We start from the raw sequence: 14319 nt of genomic DNA, 5'->3' as shown, positions 1-14319 counted from the left end.
CTCACTTATGATGCGGGAACAGAAGTCGGCCACGGGGGCCGGCTATGACAGGGTATTCTGCCGCCTATGTATGCGCGACTTTTTCTGCTTCTGCTTGCTCTGTTTAGCCTGAGCGCTAAAGCGCAATCCATTCAGGAAAGCGTCGCCTTCGCGATTATCGGCGAACCGAAATACGCCGCCGGTTTCAGCCATTTTGATTATGTTAATCCACAGGCGCCGAAAGGCGGCACCCTCACCCTGGCGGCGATTGGCACCTTTGACAACTTCAACCGCTACGCGCTGCGCGGCAATCCCGCGGTACGCACTGAGGCGCTCTACGATCCCCTGTTCACCACCTCGGATGATGAGCCCGGCAGCTACTATCCGTTGATTGCCGAACGGGCGCGCTACGCCGGGGACTATTCATGGATGGAGATCGCCCTCAACCCGCGCGCCCGTTTTCACGACGGCACGCCGATCACCGCCCGCGATGTCGCTTTTACCTTTAATAAGTTTATGACCGAAGGGGTGCCGCAGTTCCGCCTCTTTTATAAAGGCACCACCGTGAAGGCCATCGCGCCGTTGACCGTGCGTATCGACCTCGGCCAGCCCGGTAAAGAGAACATGCTGAGCCTGCTGAGCCTGCCGGTGATGCCCGAGGCGTTCTGGCGTCATCACAAACTCAGCGACCCGCTGTCAAAGCCGCCGCTGGCCAGCGGGCCCTACCGCATCAGCGCCTGGCGGATGGGACAGTATATTACCTATTCCCGGGTCGCCGACTACTGGGCGGCCGACCTGCCGGTCAACCGCGGTCGCTGGAACTTCGATACGCTGCGCTATGACTATTATCTTGACGACAACGTCGCTTTCGAAGCCTTTAAAGCCGGGGCCGTCGACCGCCGGGAAGAGACGGTCGCCAAAAACTGGGCCACCCGCTACGTCGGCCGCAACTTCAGCCGCGGCTACATCATTAAAGAGGAGTATGCCAACACCTCGGCGCAGGATACCCAGTGGCTGGCGTTCAATATCCAGCGCCCGGTATTCGCCGATCGCCGGGTGCGGGAGGCCATTACCCTGGCGTTTGATTTTGAATGGATGAACAAAGCGCTGTTCTACAGCGCCTATCAGCGCGCCAATAGCTATTTCCAGAACACTGAATATGCCGCCCGCAGCCTGCCCGACGCGGCCGAACTGGCCCTGCTGACGCCGATGAAAAACGAACTGCCCCCCGAGCTCTTCAGCCAGGTTTACCAGCCGCCGGTCTCCCGCGGCGATGGCTTTGACCGCGCCAACTTACTCAAAGCCGACGCCCTGCTCAACGCGGCAGGCTGGACGGTGAAGAACCAGCGCCGGGTTAACGCCGCCACCGGTAAGCCGCTGCGCTTTGAGCTGCTGATGCCGGCCGGAAGCAATGACCGCTGGGTGCTGCCGTTCCAGCACAACCTGCAGCGCCTGGGGATCGTCATGGATATTCGTCAGGTGGATAACTCGCAGTACAGCAACCGCCGCCGCAGCCGCGATTACGACATGATGCCAAGCCTGTGGCGTGCCATGCCCTGGCCGGGGACCGACCTGCAAATATCCTGGGCGTCAGACTATATTCACTCCAGCTACAACGCGCCGGGGGTGCAAAGTCCGGTGGTAGATAAACTGATTGCGCAGATCCTGCAGTGGCAGGGTAATAAGCAGAAGCTGATCCCGCTCGGCCGGGCGCTGGACCGCGTCCTCACCTGGAACCACTATATGTTGCCGATGTGGTATATGGCGCAGGACCGCACCGCGTGGTGGAATAAATTCTCGTTCCCGAAAACCCGCCCCATTTATTCGTCCGGCCTTGATACCTGGTGGTATGACGTGAACAAAGCGGCCACCCTCCCCGCGGACAGACGCTAAGGACATACCATGGGCAGTTACCTGATCCGCCGTTTGCTGTTAGTGATCCCCACCCTGTGGGCCATCATCACCATTAACTTTTTTATTGTGCAGATCGCCCCCGGCGGCCCGGTCGACCAGGCCATCGCCGCCATCGAATTTGGTCAGCACGGCGGAATGCCAGGCGCCGGCGACGGCGGGATGGGCGCCAGCCATGCCCGCACCGGCGCCGGCAATATCAGCGAGGGGCACTATCGCGGCGGGCGCGGCCTCGATCCGGAAGTCATCGCCGAGATCACCCACCGCTACGGCTTCGACAAACCGCTGCACGAGCGCTACCTGAAGATGCTGGGCGATTATCTGCGCTTTGATTTTGGCGACAGCCTGTTTCGCAGCGCCTCCGTGCTGCAGCTGATTAAAGACAGCCTGCCGGTCTCGGTGAGCCTCGGGCTGTGGAGCACGCTGATCATCTATCTGGTCTCCATTCCGCTGGGCATCCGCAAAGCCGTCAGCAACGGCAGCCGCTTTGACATCTGGAGCAGTACGCTGATTATCATTGGCTATGCGATCCCCGCCTTTCTGTTCGCCATCCTGCTGATCGTGATTTTTGCCGGCGGCAGCTATTTCGACCTCTTCCCGCTGCGCGGTCTGGTCTCGCCAAACTTCGACACCCTGCCGTGGTATGAAAAGATCCTCGACTATCTGTGGCACATCACCCTGCCGGTGCTGGCGACGGTGATCGGCGGCTTCGCCGCCCTGACCATGCTGACCAAAAACAGCTTCCTCGACGAGATCCGCAAACAGTATGTGGTTACCGCCCGCGCCAAAGGGGTCGGGGAGAAACAGATCCTCTGGGGACACGTGTTCCGCAACGCCATGCTGCTGGTGATCGCTGGTTTCCCGGCCACCTTTATCAGTATGTTCTTTACCGGCTCGCTGCTGATCGAAGTGATGTTCTCGTTGAATGGTCTGGGGCTGCTGGGCTATGAAGCGACGGTCTCCCGCGACTATCCGGTGATGTTCGGGACGCTCTATATTTTCACCCTGATCGGCCTGCTGCTTAATATCGTCAGCGATATTAGCTATACGCTGGTCGACCCGCGTATTGATTTTGAGGGCCGCTAATGTCGTTCTTCAGTCCCGTTAATCAGGCCCGCTGGGCGCGCTTTTGCCACAACCGTCGCGGTTACTGGTCGCTGTGGCTGTTTTTAATTCTCTTCCTCTGCAGCCTGGGGGCTGAGCTGTTGGCTAACGATCGGCCGCTGCTGGTGCAGTACCGGGGCCAGCTGTACGTCCCGGTGTTAAAAAACTATACCGAGCAGACCTTCGGCGGCGCATTCGCCACCGCCGCCGACTATCAGGATCCCTGGCTGCAGCAGCAGCTGGCCAGCCACGGCTGGGCGCTTTGGCCGCCGGTGCGCTTCGGCGCGACGACGATCAATTTTGCCAGCACGGTTCCTTTTCCATCGCCGCCCTCGGCCAGCAACTGGCTCGGCACCGACGCCAACGGCGGCGATGTGCTGGCGCGGATCCTTTATGGGACGCGCATCTCGGTACTGTTTGGTCTGCTGTTGACGCTGTTCTCCAGCGTGCTGGGGGTGCTGGCCGGTGCGATACAAGGTTATTACGGCGGTAAAATCGACCTCTGGGGGCAGCGTTTTATCGAAGTCTGGTCCGGTATGCCGACGCTGTTTCTGATCATCCTGCTCTCCAGCGTCGTGCAGCCGGGCTTCTGGTGGCTGCTGGCGATCACCGTCCTGTTTGGCTGGATGACGCTGGTGGGCGTGGTGCGCGCTGAATTTCTTCGCACCCGCAACTACGACTACATCCGGGCGGCGCAGGCGTTAGGGGTCAGCGACCGGCAGATCATCCTGCGGCATATGCTGCCCAACGCGATGGTGGCGACCCTCACCTTCCTGCCTTTTATTCTCTGCAGCTCTATTACCACCCTGACGTCGCTGGATTTTCTCGGCTTCGGCCTGCCGCTCGGCTCGCCCTCCCTCGGCGAGCTGCTCCTGCAGGGCAAAAACAACCTGCAGGCGCCCTGGCTGGGCATTGCCGCGTTTCTCTCTGTCGCCGTGCTGCTGACGCTGCTGATTTTCATCGGTGAAGCGGTTCGCGACGCCTTTGACCCCAGTAAGGCGGTGTAATATGACCCACCCGCTGTTAGCTATCGACAATCTCTCTATCGCCTTTCGCCAGCAGGGGGAGACGCAGACCGTCGTGCATAATCTGTCGCTCGAGGTGGCGGCCGGCGAAACGCTGGCCCTGGTGGGGGAATCCGGCTCCGGTAAGAGCATCTCCGCCCTGTCGGTGCTGCGGCTGCTCCCTACCCCGCCGGCCAGCTACCCCAGCGGCGATATCCGTTTTCATGGCCAGTCGCTGCTGCATGCGGATGAGGCGACCCTGCGCGGCGTGCGCGGCAACCGGATCGCGATGATCTTTCAGGAGCCGATGGTGTCGCTCAATCCCCTGCATACCCTGGAAAAACAGCTCTACGAGGTGCTGTCGTTACACCGGGGAATGCGCAAAGAGGCGGCGCGCGGAGAGATCCTCGACTGCCTGGAGCGCGTCGGGATCCGTCAGGCGCCGCGGCGGCTGGCGGACTATCCGCACCAGCTCTCGGGCGGCGAGCGCCAGCGGGTGATGATCGCCATGGCGCTGCTGACGCGCCCGGAGCTGTTGATCGCCGACGAGCCGACCACCGCCCTCGATGTGTCAGTGCAGGCGCAAATTCTGCAGCTGCTGCGCGAGCTAAAGCGGGAGCTGAACATGGGGATGCTGTTTATCACCCATAACCTGAGCATCGTCCGCCAGCTGGCTGACCGGGTGGCGGTGATGCAGAACGGCCGCTGCGTGGAGCACAATCACTGTCGGGCGCTGTTTAGCGCGCCGGCCCATCCTTACACCCAACGCCTGCTGGATAGCGAACCGGACGGCGAGCCGGTGCCGCTGGCCGCCGATGCCCCGGTGCTGCTGCAGGCGGAGGCGTTACAGGTGGCGTTCCCCATTCGCCGGGGGATCCTGCGTCGGGTGGTCGATCACCATCGGGTGGTCAATGATCTCCATTTCCAGCTACGGGCCGGCGAGACGCTGGGTCTGGTGGGAGAATCGGGTTCCGGCAAAAGCACGACCGGTCTGGCGCTGCTGCGCCTGATCCCCTCCGAGGGCAAGATAACCTTTGCCGGCCAGCCGATTCAGGGACGCGGTCGCCGACAGCTGCTGCCGCTGCGCCGACAGATGCAGGTGGTTTTTCAGGATCCGAACTCGTCGCTCAATCCGCGCCTGACGGCGCAGCAGATCATTGAGGAGGGCCTGCGCGTCCACCAGCCGACGCTGACGGCGGCTGAACGCGAACAGGCGGTGATCCTTGCCATGCAGGAGGTCGGCCTCGACCCGGCCAGCCGCCAGCGCTACCCGGCGGCTTTCTCCGGCGGCCAGCGCCAGCGTATCGCCATCGCCAGAGCGTTAATCGTCAAGCCGCAGCTGATCGTCCTCGACGAGCCGACTTCCTCGCTGGATAAAACCGTTCAGGCGCAGATCCTGAATCTGCTGAAAGCATTACAGCTGAAGCATCAGCTGGCCTATATTTTTATCAGCCATGATTTAGGCGTGGTGCGCGCGCTGTGTCACCAGGTGATGGTGTTGCGGCAGGGAGTGGTGGTCGAACAGGGCGAGTGCCAGTCCGTCTTCAGCGCGCCCCGGCATGAGTATACCCGCCAGTTGCTGGCGCTAAGCTGACGGTCAGAAAGGGTTATTGCCGGAGAAGGGCTCGGCGATCGCCACGCCAAAGTTTTTCAGACGACAGGTGGCGGCAAACTCATCCTGCAGATTAACGAACAGGCAGGGCTCGCCTTCGCACTCCAGAACGGAACAGTCGACTTCGATGTCGCTTAACGCCTGGCTGAGCTTATGCATCACCGGCCAGGCTTTTTCACCGTCCGGACTCAGCAACTTCAGGGCGACGAGACTGTTTTCGTTCTGCGCGCCGTTTTGCGGAATCGGTTCAACTCTGGAACCCGCAAAACCGGCCAGCCAGCGATAGCTCTGCGGCAGACGGTGTACGATAGAGAGTTGTTGTGTATTCACGTGGTTTCCCCGGAAGCAAAAGGCTTCACAATAAATTTACATCAATATTAACACACTGTTGACAAATAGTCCTGCTCAGACGCAGAAAACGTTTACAGCCGCGGCGGCCCAGGGTTAAGCGCTTATATTCCAGCGTGTTATTTTTTAACCCGGCAAGCCGATTGGCGCTATATGTACCCGTTTCTGTGATCCAAAACAACTTTTTTATCGCAACAATGCGACTTTTTACACTAATTGATTTTACATAAAGGAAACAAATCGCAGAACCCTGAAGCCCATTGCGGTTGACGTGCATCAAGAAAGGGGCGATTTCGCCCCTGAAAATGTGACCTAGCGTGCGATTTTTCGCCGGCGGGAAGCGTAAAGGGAGAAGAAAATAGAGCTGGTGGCGCAGAAGGCGATGGAGATCAGCATCGGCCAGGCGGTGGTAAAGGTGGCCATCGACAGCAGCGCGCCGATAATCGCCCCGATACCAAAGCGGAAAGTCCCCGCCAGCGACGAAGCGGTGCCCGCCATATGCGGAAACTCATCGAGGATCACCGCCATCGCGTTCGACGACACCATCGATACGCAGCCAACGAAGGCCGCCACGCCGATGACCAGCGACCAGAAGCCGACGTCGAGCAGCGCGCAAACCACCATCCACACCGCCATGGCAAACTGGATCCACAGCCCGGCGCGGAACATGCGCAACGCTCCTACCCGCCGCACAAACCGGCTGTTGAACATGGTCATCAGGAACAGAAAGACAATGTTCAGCGCAAAATAGTAGCCAAAGTGCTGAGGCGCGACGTGGTTAATATTGATATAGACGAAAGGCCCGGCGCTAAGAAAAGAGAACATGCCCGCGAAGCTGAAGCCGCTCGCCAGCATATAGCTCAGGACCCGCTTATGGCGGAACAGGGTGGCAAAGTTACCCAGCGTGGTGCGCAGGTGGAACGGCTGACGCCTTTCAGCCGGCAGCGTTTCGCGGATAAACAGGCCGATCATCAGCGACGCCAGCAGGGCCGCCAGGGCGAGGATCCAGAAGATGGCATGCCAGCTGAACCAGACCAGCACCGCCCCGCCGACCATCGGCGCCACCAGCGGCGCAATGGTCGTCACCAGCATGACAAACGACATCATCCGCGAAAACTCATCTTTCGGATAGATATCGCGCATCAGGGCGTTGATCACCACGCTGGCCGCCGCGGCCGCCAGACCGTGGAAGAAGCGCATGGCGATCAGCATCTCGATGGTCTGCGACAGGGCGCAGGCCACCGCCGCCGCGGCGAAGACCAGCGTTCCGCCGAGGATCACCGGCTTGCGGCCGAGGCTGTCGGCCATCGGACCGTACAGCAGCTGCCCCAGCGCAAAGCCGAGGATATAGGTGCTGAGGGTCATCTGCGCGCTGCCGTCCGGCACGTGGTACTGGGCAGCGATCACCGGCAGGGCCGGGAGATACATATCGATCGACAGCGGCATCAGCATGGCCAGCAGGCCAAGGATAAAGACAATCCCCAGAGACGAATTTTGCTTCAGCGTCACGTTTTGCTCCGTGGCTGCGGGGCGCCCACGCTGGCGATTTCCGCTTCCGTCAGCGGACGATATTCACCCGGCGCCAGAGATTCATCCAGCAGGATGTCGCCGATGCGTTCCCGATGCAGGCCAACCACGTGGTTGCCCACGGCGGCGAACATGCGTTTCACCTGATGGTAGCGGCCTTCGCTAATGGTGAGGCGCACTTCGGTCGGAGTGATAACTTCCAGCACCGCCGGTTTGGTGAGATCTTTTTCGTTATGCAGTTGGACGCCTTTGGCAAACAGCTCCGCGGTCCCTTCCGCCAGCGGGCTTTCCAGCGCCACCAGATAGGTTTTTTCACAGTGGTGTCGCGGCGAGGTAATGCGGTGCGACCATTGGCCGTCATCGGTCATCAGCACCAGTCCGGTGGTGTCGATATCCAGCCGACCGGCGGCATGCAGCTTATGCGCCACCGGCTCGTCGAGGAAATAGAGGATAGTCGGATGATCGGGATCGTCGGTGGAACAGACGTACCCTTGCGGCTTGTTGAGCATAAAATAGCGCGGGCCGTTCTGCTGGGTCAGCGTGTTCCCGTCATACTCCACCTCGTGCTCCGGCTGAAGCTTAAAGGAAGCATCTTTTACAATGTCGCCGTCCACGGTAACGCGGCTGCCGCGGATTTCACGCCCGGCAATAGCCCGGCTGACGCCAAGCTGCTGAGCGATAAACTTATCAAGTCGCATGAGATTTTTTTAGCCTGTCAAAGTGCTGGAGCGGGCAAATCGCCCGAAAAAGAAGAATTTCACTGGCTAGTATAACGGGCTCTTAACACCACTCAAGGGAAAAGATTCATGGCATACTATTCGCGAGTTAATTAGCCCCGTGAATTCATGACTTTTACATTACGTCCTTACCAACAAGAAGCCGTCGATGCCACCCTCGCCTGGTTCCGTCGCCATACCGAGCCGGCGGCGATTGTCCTGCCCACCGGCGCGGGCAAAAGCCTGGTGATCGCCGAGCTTGCCCGCCTGGCCCGCGGCCGCGTGCTGGTGCTGGCCCACGTCAAAGAGCTGGTGGCGCAGAATCATGCCAAATACTGCGCCCTTGGCCTCGAGGCGGATATCTTTGCCGCCGGTCTGCAGCGAAAAGAGAGCCACGGCAAAGTGGTGTTCGGTAGCGTGCAGTCGGTGGCGCGCAATCTCGACCAGTTTCGCAGCGAATTTTCGCTACTCATCGTCGATGAATGCCACCGCATTAGCGATGATGACGACAGTCAGTATCAGCACATCATCAGCCACCTGCGGCAGGTCAACCCGCAGCTCCGGCTGCTCGGCCTGACGGCGACCCCGTTCCGCCTCGGCAAGGGGTGGATCTATCAGTTCCACTACCACGGGATGGTGCGTGGCGATGAAAAAGCGCTGTTCCGCGACTGCATCTATGAGCTGCCGCTGCGCTATATGATTAAGCACGGCTACCTGACGCCGCCGGAACGCCTCGATATGCCGGTGGTACAGTACGATTTCAGCCGCCTGCAGGCGCAAAGCAACGGCCTGTTCAGCGAGGCCGATCTTAATCACGAACTGAAAAAACAGCAGCGCATTACACCGCATATCGTCAGCCAGATCGTGGAGTTCGCCGAAAGCCGCAAAGGGGTGATGATCTTCGCCGCCACCGTGGAGCACGCCCGGGAAGTGACCGGCCTGCTGCCGGCAGGCCAGGCGGCTCTGATCACCGGGGAAACCCCGGGTCCGGAGCGAGATCGCATCATCGAGGCGTTTAAAGCGCAGGCGTATCGCTATCTGGTGAACGTCGCGGTGCTGACCACCGGCTTCGACGCCCCGCACGTCGACCTGATCGCCATCCTCCGCCCCACCGAGTCGGTGAGTCTTTACCAACAGATCGTTGGCCGCGGCCTGCGCCTGGCACCGGGAAAAACCGACTGCCTGATCCTCGACTACGCCGGCAACCCGCACGACCTGTACGCCCCGGAAGTGGGGACGCCGAAGGGCAAAAGCGACAACGTGCCGGTGCAGGTCTTCTGCCCGGCCTGCGGCTTCGCCAACACCTTCTGGGGAAAAACCACCGCCGACGGCACCTTGATTGAGCATTTTGGCCGCCGCTGCCAGGGGTGGTTCGAAGATGACGACGGCCACCGCGAACAGTGCGACTTCCGCTTTCGCTTCAAAAACTGCCCGCAGTGCAACGCGGAAAACGATATCGCCGCCCGCCGCTGCCGGGAGTGCGACACCATTCTGGTTGACCCGGACGACATGCTGAAGGCGGCGCTGAAGCTGAAGGACGCGCTGGTGCTGCGCTGCAGCGGCATGGCCCTGCAGCACGGTAGCGACGAGAAAGGCCCGTGGCTGAAAATCACCTACTACGATGAGGACGGCGCCGACGTCAGTGAGCGCTTCCGTCTGCAAACGCCCGCCCAGCGTACCGCCTTTGAGCAGTTGTTTATCCGCCCGCATACCCGCACGCCGGGAGTGCCGCTGCGCTGGATAACGCCGGCGGATATCGTGGCCCAGCAGGCGCTGCTGCGCCATCCGGACTTTGTCGTCGCCCGCATGAAAGGCCAGTACTGGCAGGTGCGGGAAAAAGTGTTCGATTATCAGGGGCGTTTTCGCCGCGCCAACGAGCTGCGTTAATCACCCGAAAGCTGAGGTTTTGATTGCCCGTGTGTCGTTTGGCGGCTATAATGCCGCCCGCTTTTGCATTCGCAAAGCAGATAATCCGCCTGTTGCTGGGTCGCCTGTAGCAGGCTTTATATAAAGAGAGACATCAATGTTTACTATCAACGCAGAAGTACGTAAAGAGCAGGGTAAGGGTGCGAGCCGCCGCCTGCGCGCAGCTAACAAGTTCCCGGCAATCATCTACGGTGGCGAAGCTGCTCCGGTTGCTATCGAACTGGACCACGACAAAGTATGGAACATGCAGGGCAAAGCTGAGTTTTACGGCGAAGTTCTGACCGTCGTTGTTGATGGCAAAGAAGAAAAAGTCAAAGTTCAGGCTGTTCAGCGCCACGCGTTCAAGCCGAAACTGACTCACATCGACTTCGTTCGCGCGTAATCGCCGATAGCAAGTTGTATGGCAAGCGCCCCGGGGTCTTCGGCTCCGGGGCGTTTTGTTATCCGCGCCGCCAAAGCGCCGGCGCCTCGTCCACGATGTCGCTCAGCAGCCGGTGCTTATTCATTCCGGGCAGCCAGAGCATCACCATGGTGACATTCAGCCCCTGACTGCCGACCTCCGTCGCGATTTCACCGACTCCCCGCCACTCGCCTGGCCGCAAATGGTCCGGTAAAAACCCCCAGCCCCTCCCCTGCTCCATCGCATGGCGCAGCAGGGTAATTTCGTTCATATACAGCGTATGGCCGGAGATCTGCAGCCGGCGGGCAATCTGATCGTCGCTGCGCCGGTGCATCACCAGCTGCGGCGTCAACGACAGATTCAGCAGCGTCAGCGGCCGCGCGGCATCCCGGAACAGGCGGTCCGCCGCGTAGAAACGCAGATCCACGGTGCCGAGCGCCCGCCACTCCATTTCGCTGCCCAGCGTGCGGTTGTTGGCCTGGCACATCGCCATATCCGCCACGCCATCGCTCAGCGCCTGCTCGGCTTCGCGCCGTGAGGCGCTCCAACAGCTTAACCGGATCTGCCGCCGGGCCAGCGTATCGGCCAGCGCGCAGAGAAAATCACGTGGGATAAAGGGATCGTACACCAGACGCAGCGCCTGCCCGGCGGTTTGCGGCAGCGTTTGCGCAAAAGACTCGAAAGCCTGCGCCTGACGCAACAGCAGATGCGCCTGACGAAAAAGCTGCTCCCCTTCGGCGGTTAAGGTCAGGGTACGCCCTTCCCGGCTGAACAGCCGATAGCCCAGCGCATCTTCCAGATAGTCCAGCAGATCGCGCAGCGTGGTTCGGTCTTTACCTAACCGAATGGCCGCCCGCGACAGGCTGCCGGTCTCGGCGATGGTGGCGAATGCTTCAATCTGCGCGAAAGAATACTGCAGGGTTTTCATCCTTCTCTCCCTTGCGGGGGAAAATCCCCCCTTTGCTGATTTTAGCCGCCGCGCGCCGATTTATATACTGCGATGCGAATCTATGGCAAACGAGGAAAGGATGATGATAAGAAAACCACTGGCCCTGGCGTTATTCCTGGCGGCGCTGCCGGCCGCGGCAATGGCACAACGCTGCGGCGACCTGACGCTGGATGTCTGCCCAACGCCTTACGACCAAACGCTACCCGCCGCCAAAGATATGCTCAGCTGGGATCAGACTTCACGCGTGATTGGCTTTCGAAATGACTATCGCAACTATGCCGGCGATGTTTTCCGCCACGGCGCCTCGGCGCCGCTGGAACGCGCTGAAAAACAATTGACCGATGCCCGCTATACCCTCAACGGCCACACCTGGACCCTGCAGGATTACCTGAAGCGCGAGAACGTCAGCGGTATGCTGGTGCTGAAAGACGGCAAAGTCGCCTGGAAATATCTTGGCGACGGCAACACCGATACCACCCTGTGGACCTCACGCTCGGTGGGAAAATCGGTGGTCTCGACGCTGGTGGGCATCGCCATTCAGCAGGGTAAGATCCACTCCCTTGATGATCTGATTACCGTTTATGAACCCGAACTGAAAGGCACCGCCTGGGACGGCGTGACGCTGAAGCAGTTGATGCAGCACACCAGCGGTGTGGAATGGAATGAAGACTACACCGACCCGCAGTCGCATTTCGCCCGCCTGACCCAGTGCGAGGCGCAGCCCGGGGCCTATGCCTGCGTGCGCAAGATCGTCACCGGCCTGGCGCGCAAACATCCGGCGGGCGAGCAGTGGTCCTACTCTTCCGGCGGCGCCTGGCTGCTGGGCGATATCCTGGAGCGCGCCACCGGCATGTCGCTGGCCGCCTGGCTTGAGCAGTCGCTGTGGCGGCCCGCCGGGATGGCCCACGACGGCGTATGGCATGCTTATCAGCAAGGGAAGCACGATGTCGGCGCCCACGGCTTTAACGCCACCCTTGAAGACTGGGGCCGCTTCGGCGAATTCGTCGCCCGCGATGGTCGGTTAAGCAACGGCAAACAGCTGGTGCCGGCGGGCTGGTTCGATCAGGCCGCAAGCTGGACCACTGCGCTGAACTCGGTCTCGGCGGCGCATCCGCAAGGTATCTACGGCTATCAGTGGTGGAATAACGCCATTCCGGCGAATGCGCAAAACGTCCAGCCGACGCCGCAGGAAGGGCTGAAAGACTCGCTGTGGGCGCTGGGGATCTACGGCCAGGTGATCATGGTGAACCGCGCGGAACACCTGGTGATCGTCCAGTGGTCGACCTGGCCGCAGGCGGAACCCTCCTTTAACGCCCAGCCGCTGGAAGCGGCGCTGATGTACAGCGCCATTGCCCGCGAGCTGCGTTAACCCTCCCTCCTCCTTGCCGCTCAGCCGGCGAGGAGCGTGTCGGCATTCAGCGCCAGGTGCTGCAGCAGGATAATGGTTTTGGCATCCATGATCTCGCCATCGCGAATGGCCTGCAGCGCCCGCGCCAGCGGCCACTCCAGCACTTCAATGTCCTCACCTTCCGCCGCCAGCCCGCCGCCGTCTCCCTGCCGGTCATCGGCCTGATATTCGGCGATAAAAAAGTAGAGTTTTTCGGTGACAGATCCGGGGCTCATAAAGACGGTGAAGAGGGGCTCGATGCGCGTCACCCGAAAGCCGGTCTCCTCTTCCGCTTCGGCAACGATCCGCGCCTCCGGCGAGGCGTTATCCAACAGCCCGGCCGCCGCTTCAATGAGATATCCGTCGTGACCGTGAGTAAACACCGGAAAACGGAACTGACGGGTCAGGACCACCGTCCGCTTTTCCCGGTTGTAGAGTAAAATGACCGCGCCGTTGCCGCGATCGTAGGCCTCGCGGCTCTGCTCCTGCCAGCGTCCGTCCCGGCGCTGCAGTTCAAAGGTATATTTTTTCAGCGTGTACCAGTTATCAGAGAGCAGCGTCTCGCGAACGTGTCGGACGTGCGGTGCGTGAGTTTGCATGTTATATCCCCTTTCAGATGACAGCAGGCACCATAACATGCATAATCGTGCATAAACAAGATCACTCGTGAAGGAAAAATCATGCTCGCCAGTCAACGAAAACAGCAAATCCTGCAGATCCTTGCGGAGGAAAAACAGGTGATGTCCGGGGAGCTGAGCCAACGGTTTAACGTCTCTGAGGACTCCATTCGCCGCGATCTGCGCGAGCTGGCGGCGGAAGGAAAACTGCAGCGGGTCCACGGCGGGGCGCTGCCCGTCTCTGCCGCCATCGCCCCTATTGAAACACGCAAAAGCGTGCAAATCGCCTCCAAACAGGCGGTAGCGCGCGCTGCCGCCGCCCTGATCCAGCCTGGACAGGTGGTGATTGTCGATGGCGGCACCACCACCGCGGCGATGATCGGCTTATTACCCGCCGACCTCAGCTGCACGGTGGTCACTCACAGCCCCGGCATCGCCGTGGCGCTGGTCGATCACCCGCGAATCGAGGTGATCCTGCTCGGCGGCAAAGTGTTTAAGCATTCGGTTGTCGCCGTCGGCCCTGAAACGCTGGAAGCAATGGCGCGGATCAACGCCGATGTGTTCTTTATGGGGGTGACCGGCGTCCACCCGCGAGCGGGTTTTACCACCGGTGATTATGAAGAGGCAGGCATCAAGCGCGCGCTGGCGGCCAGGGCCGCGGAAACCGTGGTGATGGCCTCCCGGGAAAAGCTCAACGCCGCGTCGGCCTTTGCCATCGGCGAGCTGAACCTCGCCAGTACGCTTATCGTCGATGGGGAGCCCGACGCCGCGCTGCGCCAGCGGCTGGTGCAGAGCGGCGTGGAGATCGTCCCCGTTCAGCGGTCGCGCTGACGGGGCGT

General features: G+C 60.7%; 13 protein-coding genes. 8 read left to right on the top strand and 5 right to left on the bottom strand.

Annotation, left to right across the window (positions count from 1 at the left end; all coding sequences use genetic code 11):
* Positions 1-66: 66 nt before the first annotated feature.
* The 4 genes from MKR05_RS17580 to yejF are packed head-to-tail and all read left to right on the top strand — an operon-like array spanning position 67 to position 5592.
* Entirely contained in the window at positions 67-1872 is a 1806-nt protein-coding gene (locus tag MKR05_RS17580) for an extracellular solute-binding protein (RefSeq protein ID WP_104466547.1), read from the top strand.
* A gap of 9 nt (positions 1873-1881) precedes the next feature.
* Positions 1882-2976, top strand: coding sequence for a microcin C ABC transporter permease YejB (locus MKR05_RS17575; protein ID WP_004201658.1), 1095 nt, complete (start codon positions 1882-1884; stop codon positions 2974-2976).
* Complete coding sequence (locus tag MKR05_RS17570; protein WP_165457842.1) at positions 2976-4001, top strand: microcin C ABC transporter permease; 1026 nt, start codon at positions 2976-2978, stop codon at positions 3999-4001. The genes MKR05_RS17575 and MKR05_RS17570 overlap by 1 nt, the downstream gene beginning before the upstream one ends.
* A gap of 1 nt (position 4002) precedes the next feature.
* The gene (gene yejF / locus MKR05_RS17565) at positions 4003-5592 is read left to right on the top strand and encodes a microcin C ABC transporter ATP-binding protein YejF (RefSeq protein WP_049013695.1); all 1590 of its coding nucleotides are present in this window, start codon (positions 4003-4005) and stop codon (positions 5590-5592) included.
* A gap of 3 nt (positions 5593-5595) precedes the next feature.
* On the opposite strand, the gene MKR05_RS17560 is transcribed toward yejF, so the two are convergent.
* From MKR05_RS17560 to rsuA, 3 genes are all read right to left on the bottom strand, one after another.
* Positions 5596-5940 (bottom strand): YejG family protein, encoded by a 345-nt coding sequence (locus tag MKR05_RS17560; RefSeq protein WP_002912974.1) that lies wholly within the window; start codon positions 5938-5940, stop codon positions 5596-5598.
* 330 nt (positions 5941-6270) lie between these two features.
* The gene (locus MKR05_RS17555; protein WP_238875201.1) at positions 6271-7467 is read right to left on the bottom strand and encodes a Bcr/CflA family multidrug efflux MFS transporter; all 1197 of its coding nucleotides are present in this window, start codon (positions 7465-7467) and stop codon (positions 6271-6273) included.
* A complete protein-coding gene (gene rsuA, locus MKR05_RS17550; protein WP_023290466.1) occupies positions 7464-8183 on the bottom strand; it encodes a 16S rRNA pseudouridine(516) synthase RsuA in 720 nt (239 codons plus the stop codon). Before rsuA ends, MKR05_RS17555 begins: the two co-directional genes overlap by 4 nt.
* A gap of 147 nt (positions 8184-8330) precedes the next feature.
* On the opposite strand from rsuA, the gene MKR05_RS17545 reads away from it, so the two are divergent.
* A complete protein-coding gene (locus MKR05_RS17545) occupies positions 8331-10088 on the top strand; it encodes a DEAD/DEAH box helicase (RefSeq protein ID WP_195805872.1) in 1758 nt (585 codons plus the stop codon).
* A 136-nt stretch (positions 10089-10224) separates the two neighbouring features.
* Positions 10225-10509, top strand: a complete 285-nt coding sequence (gene rplY / locus MKR05_RS17540) for a 50S ribosomal protein L25 (RefSeq protein WP_044524232.1) — start codon at positions 10225-10227, stop codon at positions 10507-10509.
* A gap of 58 nt (positions 10510-10567) precedes the next feature.
* Here rplY and MKR05_RS17535 read toward each other — a convergent pair whose 3' ends face one another.
* Positions 10568-11455, bottom strand: a complete 888-nt coding sequence (locus MKR05_RS17535) for a LysR family transcriptional regulator (protein WP_050533202.1) — start codon at positions 11453-11455, stop codon at positions 10568-10570.
* Between the two features lie 103 nt (positions 11456-11558).
* Here MKR05_RS17535 and MKR05_RS17530 point away from each other — a divergent pair, with 103 nt between their 5' ends.
* Positions 11559-12845, top strand: coding sequence for a serine hydrolase (locus MKR05_RS17530; RefSeq protein ID WP_032453542.1), 1287 nt, complete (start codon positions 11559-11561; stop codon positions 12843-12845).
* Positions 12846-12865: 20 nt separating this feature from the next.
* On the opposite strand, the gene MKR05_RS17525 is transcribed toward MKR05_RS17530, so the two are convergent.
* On the bottom strand, positions 12866-13462 hold the full coding sequence (locus MKR05_RS17525) for an NUDIX domain-containing protein (protein WP_032453543.1): 597 nt from the start codon (positions 13460-13462) through the stop codon (positions 12866-12868).
* Between the two features lie 81 nt (positions 13463-13543).
* Here MKR05_RS17525 and MKR05_RS17520 point away from each other — a divergent pair, with 81 nt between their 5' ends.
* Positions 13544-14311, top strand: a complete 768-nt coding sequence (locus tag MKR05_RS17520; protein ID WP_044524236.1) for a DeoR/GlpR family DNA-binding transcription regulator — start codon at positions 13544-13546, stop codon at positions 14309-14311.
* Positions 14312-14319: the final 8 nt, after the last annotated feature.

This window comes from Klebsiella sp. K5-204 (genome assembly GCF_030128585.1).
GTDB lineage: Bacteria > Pseudomonadota > Gammaproteobacteria > Enterobacterales > Enterobacteriaceae > Klebsiella > Klebsiella quasipneumoniae.
Note: the sequence above shows the minus strand (reverse complement) of the source record. Positions and strands in the feature narration are given on the sequence as shown.

Bases quoted from the DNA above. Each gene is read 5' to 3' on its own strand.
- MKR05_RS17580 (WP_104466547.1), top strand. From the start codon at position 67: ATGTATGCGCGACTTTTTCTGCTTCTGCTTGCTCTGTTTAGCCTGAGC.
- MKR05_RS17575 (WP_004201658.1), top strand. From the start codon at position 1,882: ATGGGCAGTTACCTGATCCGCCGTTTGCTGTTAGTGATCCCCACCCTG.
- MKR05_RS17570 (WP_165457842.1), top strand. From the start codon at position 2,976: ATGTCGTTCTTCAGTCCCGTTAATCAGGCCCGCTGGGCGCGCTTTTGC.
- yejF (WP_049013695.1), top strand. From the start codon at position 4,003: ATGACCCACCCGCTGTTAGCTATCGACAATCTCTCTATCGCCTTTCGC.
- rsuA (WP_023290466.1), bottom strand. From the start codon at position 8,183: ATGCGACTTGATAAGTTTATCGCTCAGCAGCTTGGCGTCAGCCGGGCT.
- MKR05_RS17545 (WP_195805872.1), top strand. From the start codon at position 8,331: ATGACTTTTACATTACGTCCTTACCAACAAGAAGCCGTCGATGCCACC.
- rplY (WP_044524232.1), top strand. From the start codon at position 10,225: ATGTTTACTATCAACGCAGAAGTACGTAAAGAGCAGGGTAAGGGTGCG.
- MKR05_RS17535 (WP_050533202.1), bottom strand. From the start codon at position 11,455: ATGAAAACCCTGCAGTATTCTTTCGCGCAGATTGAAGCATTCGCCACC.
- MKR05_RS17530 (WP_032453542.1), top strand. From the start codon at position 11,559: ATGATAAGAAAACCACTGGCCCTGGCGTTATTCCTGGCGGCGCTGCCG.
- MKR05_RS17525 (WP_032453543.1), bottom strand. From the start codon at position 13,462: ATGCAAACTCACGCACCGCACGTCCGACACGTTCGCGAGACGCTGCTC.
- MKR05_RS17520 (WP_044524236.1), top strand. From the start codon at position 13,544: ATGCTCGCCAGTCAACGAAAACAGCAAATCCTGCAGATCCTTGCGGAG.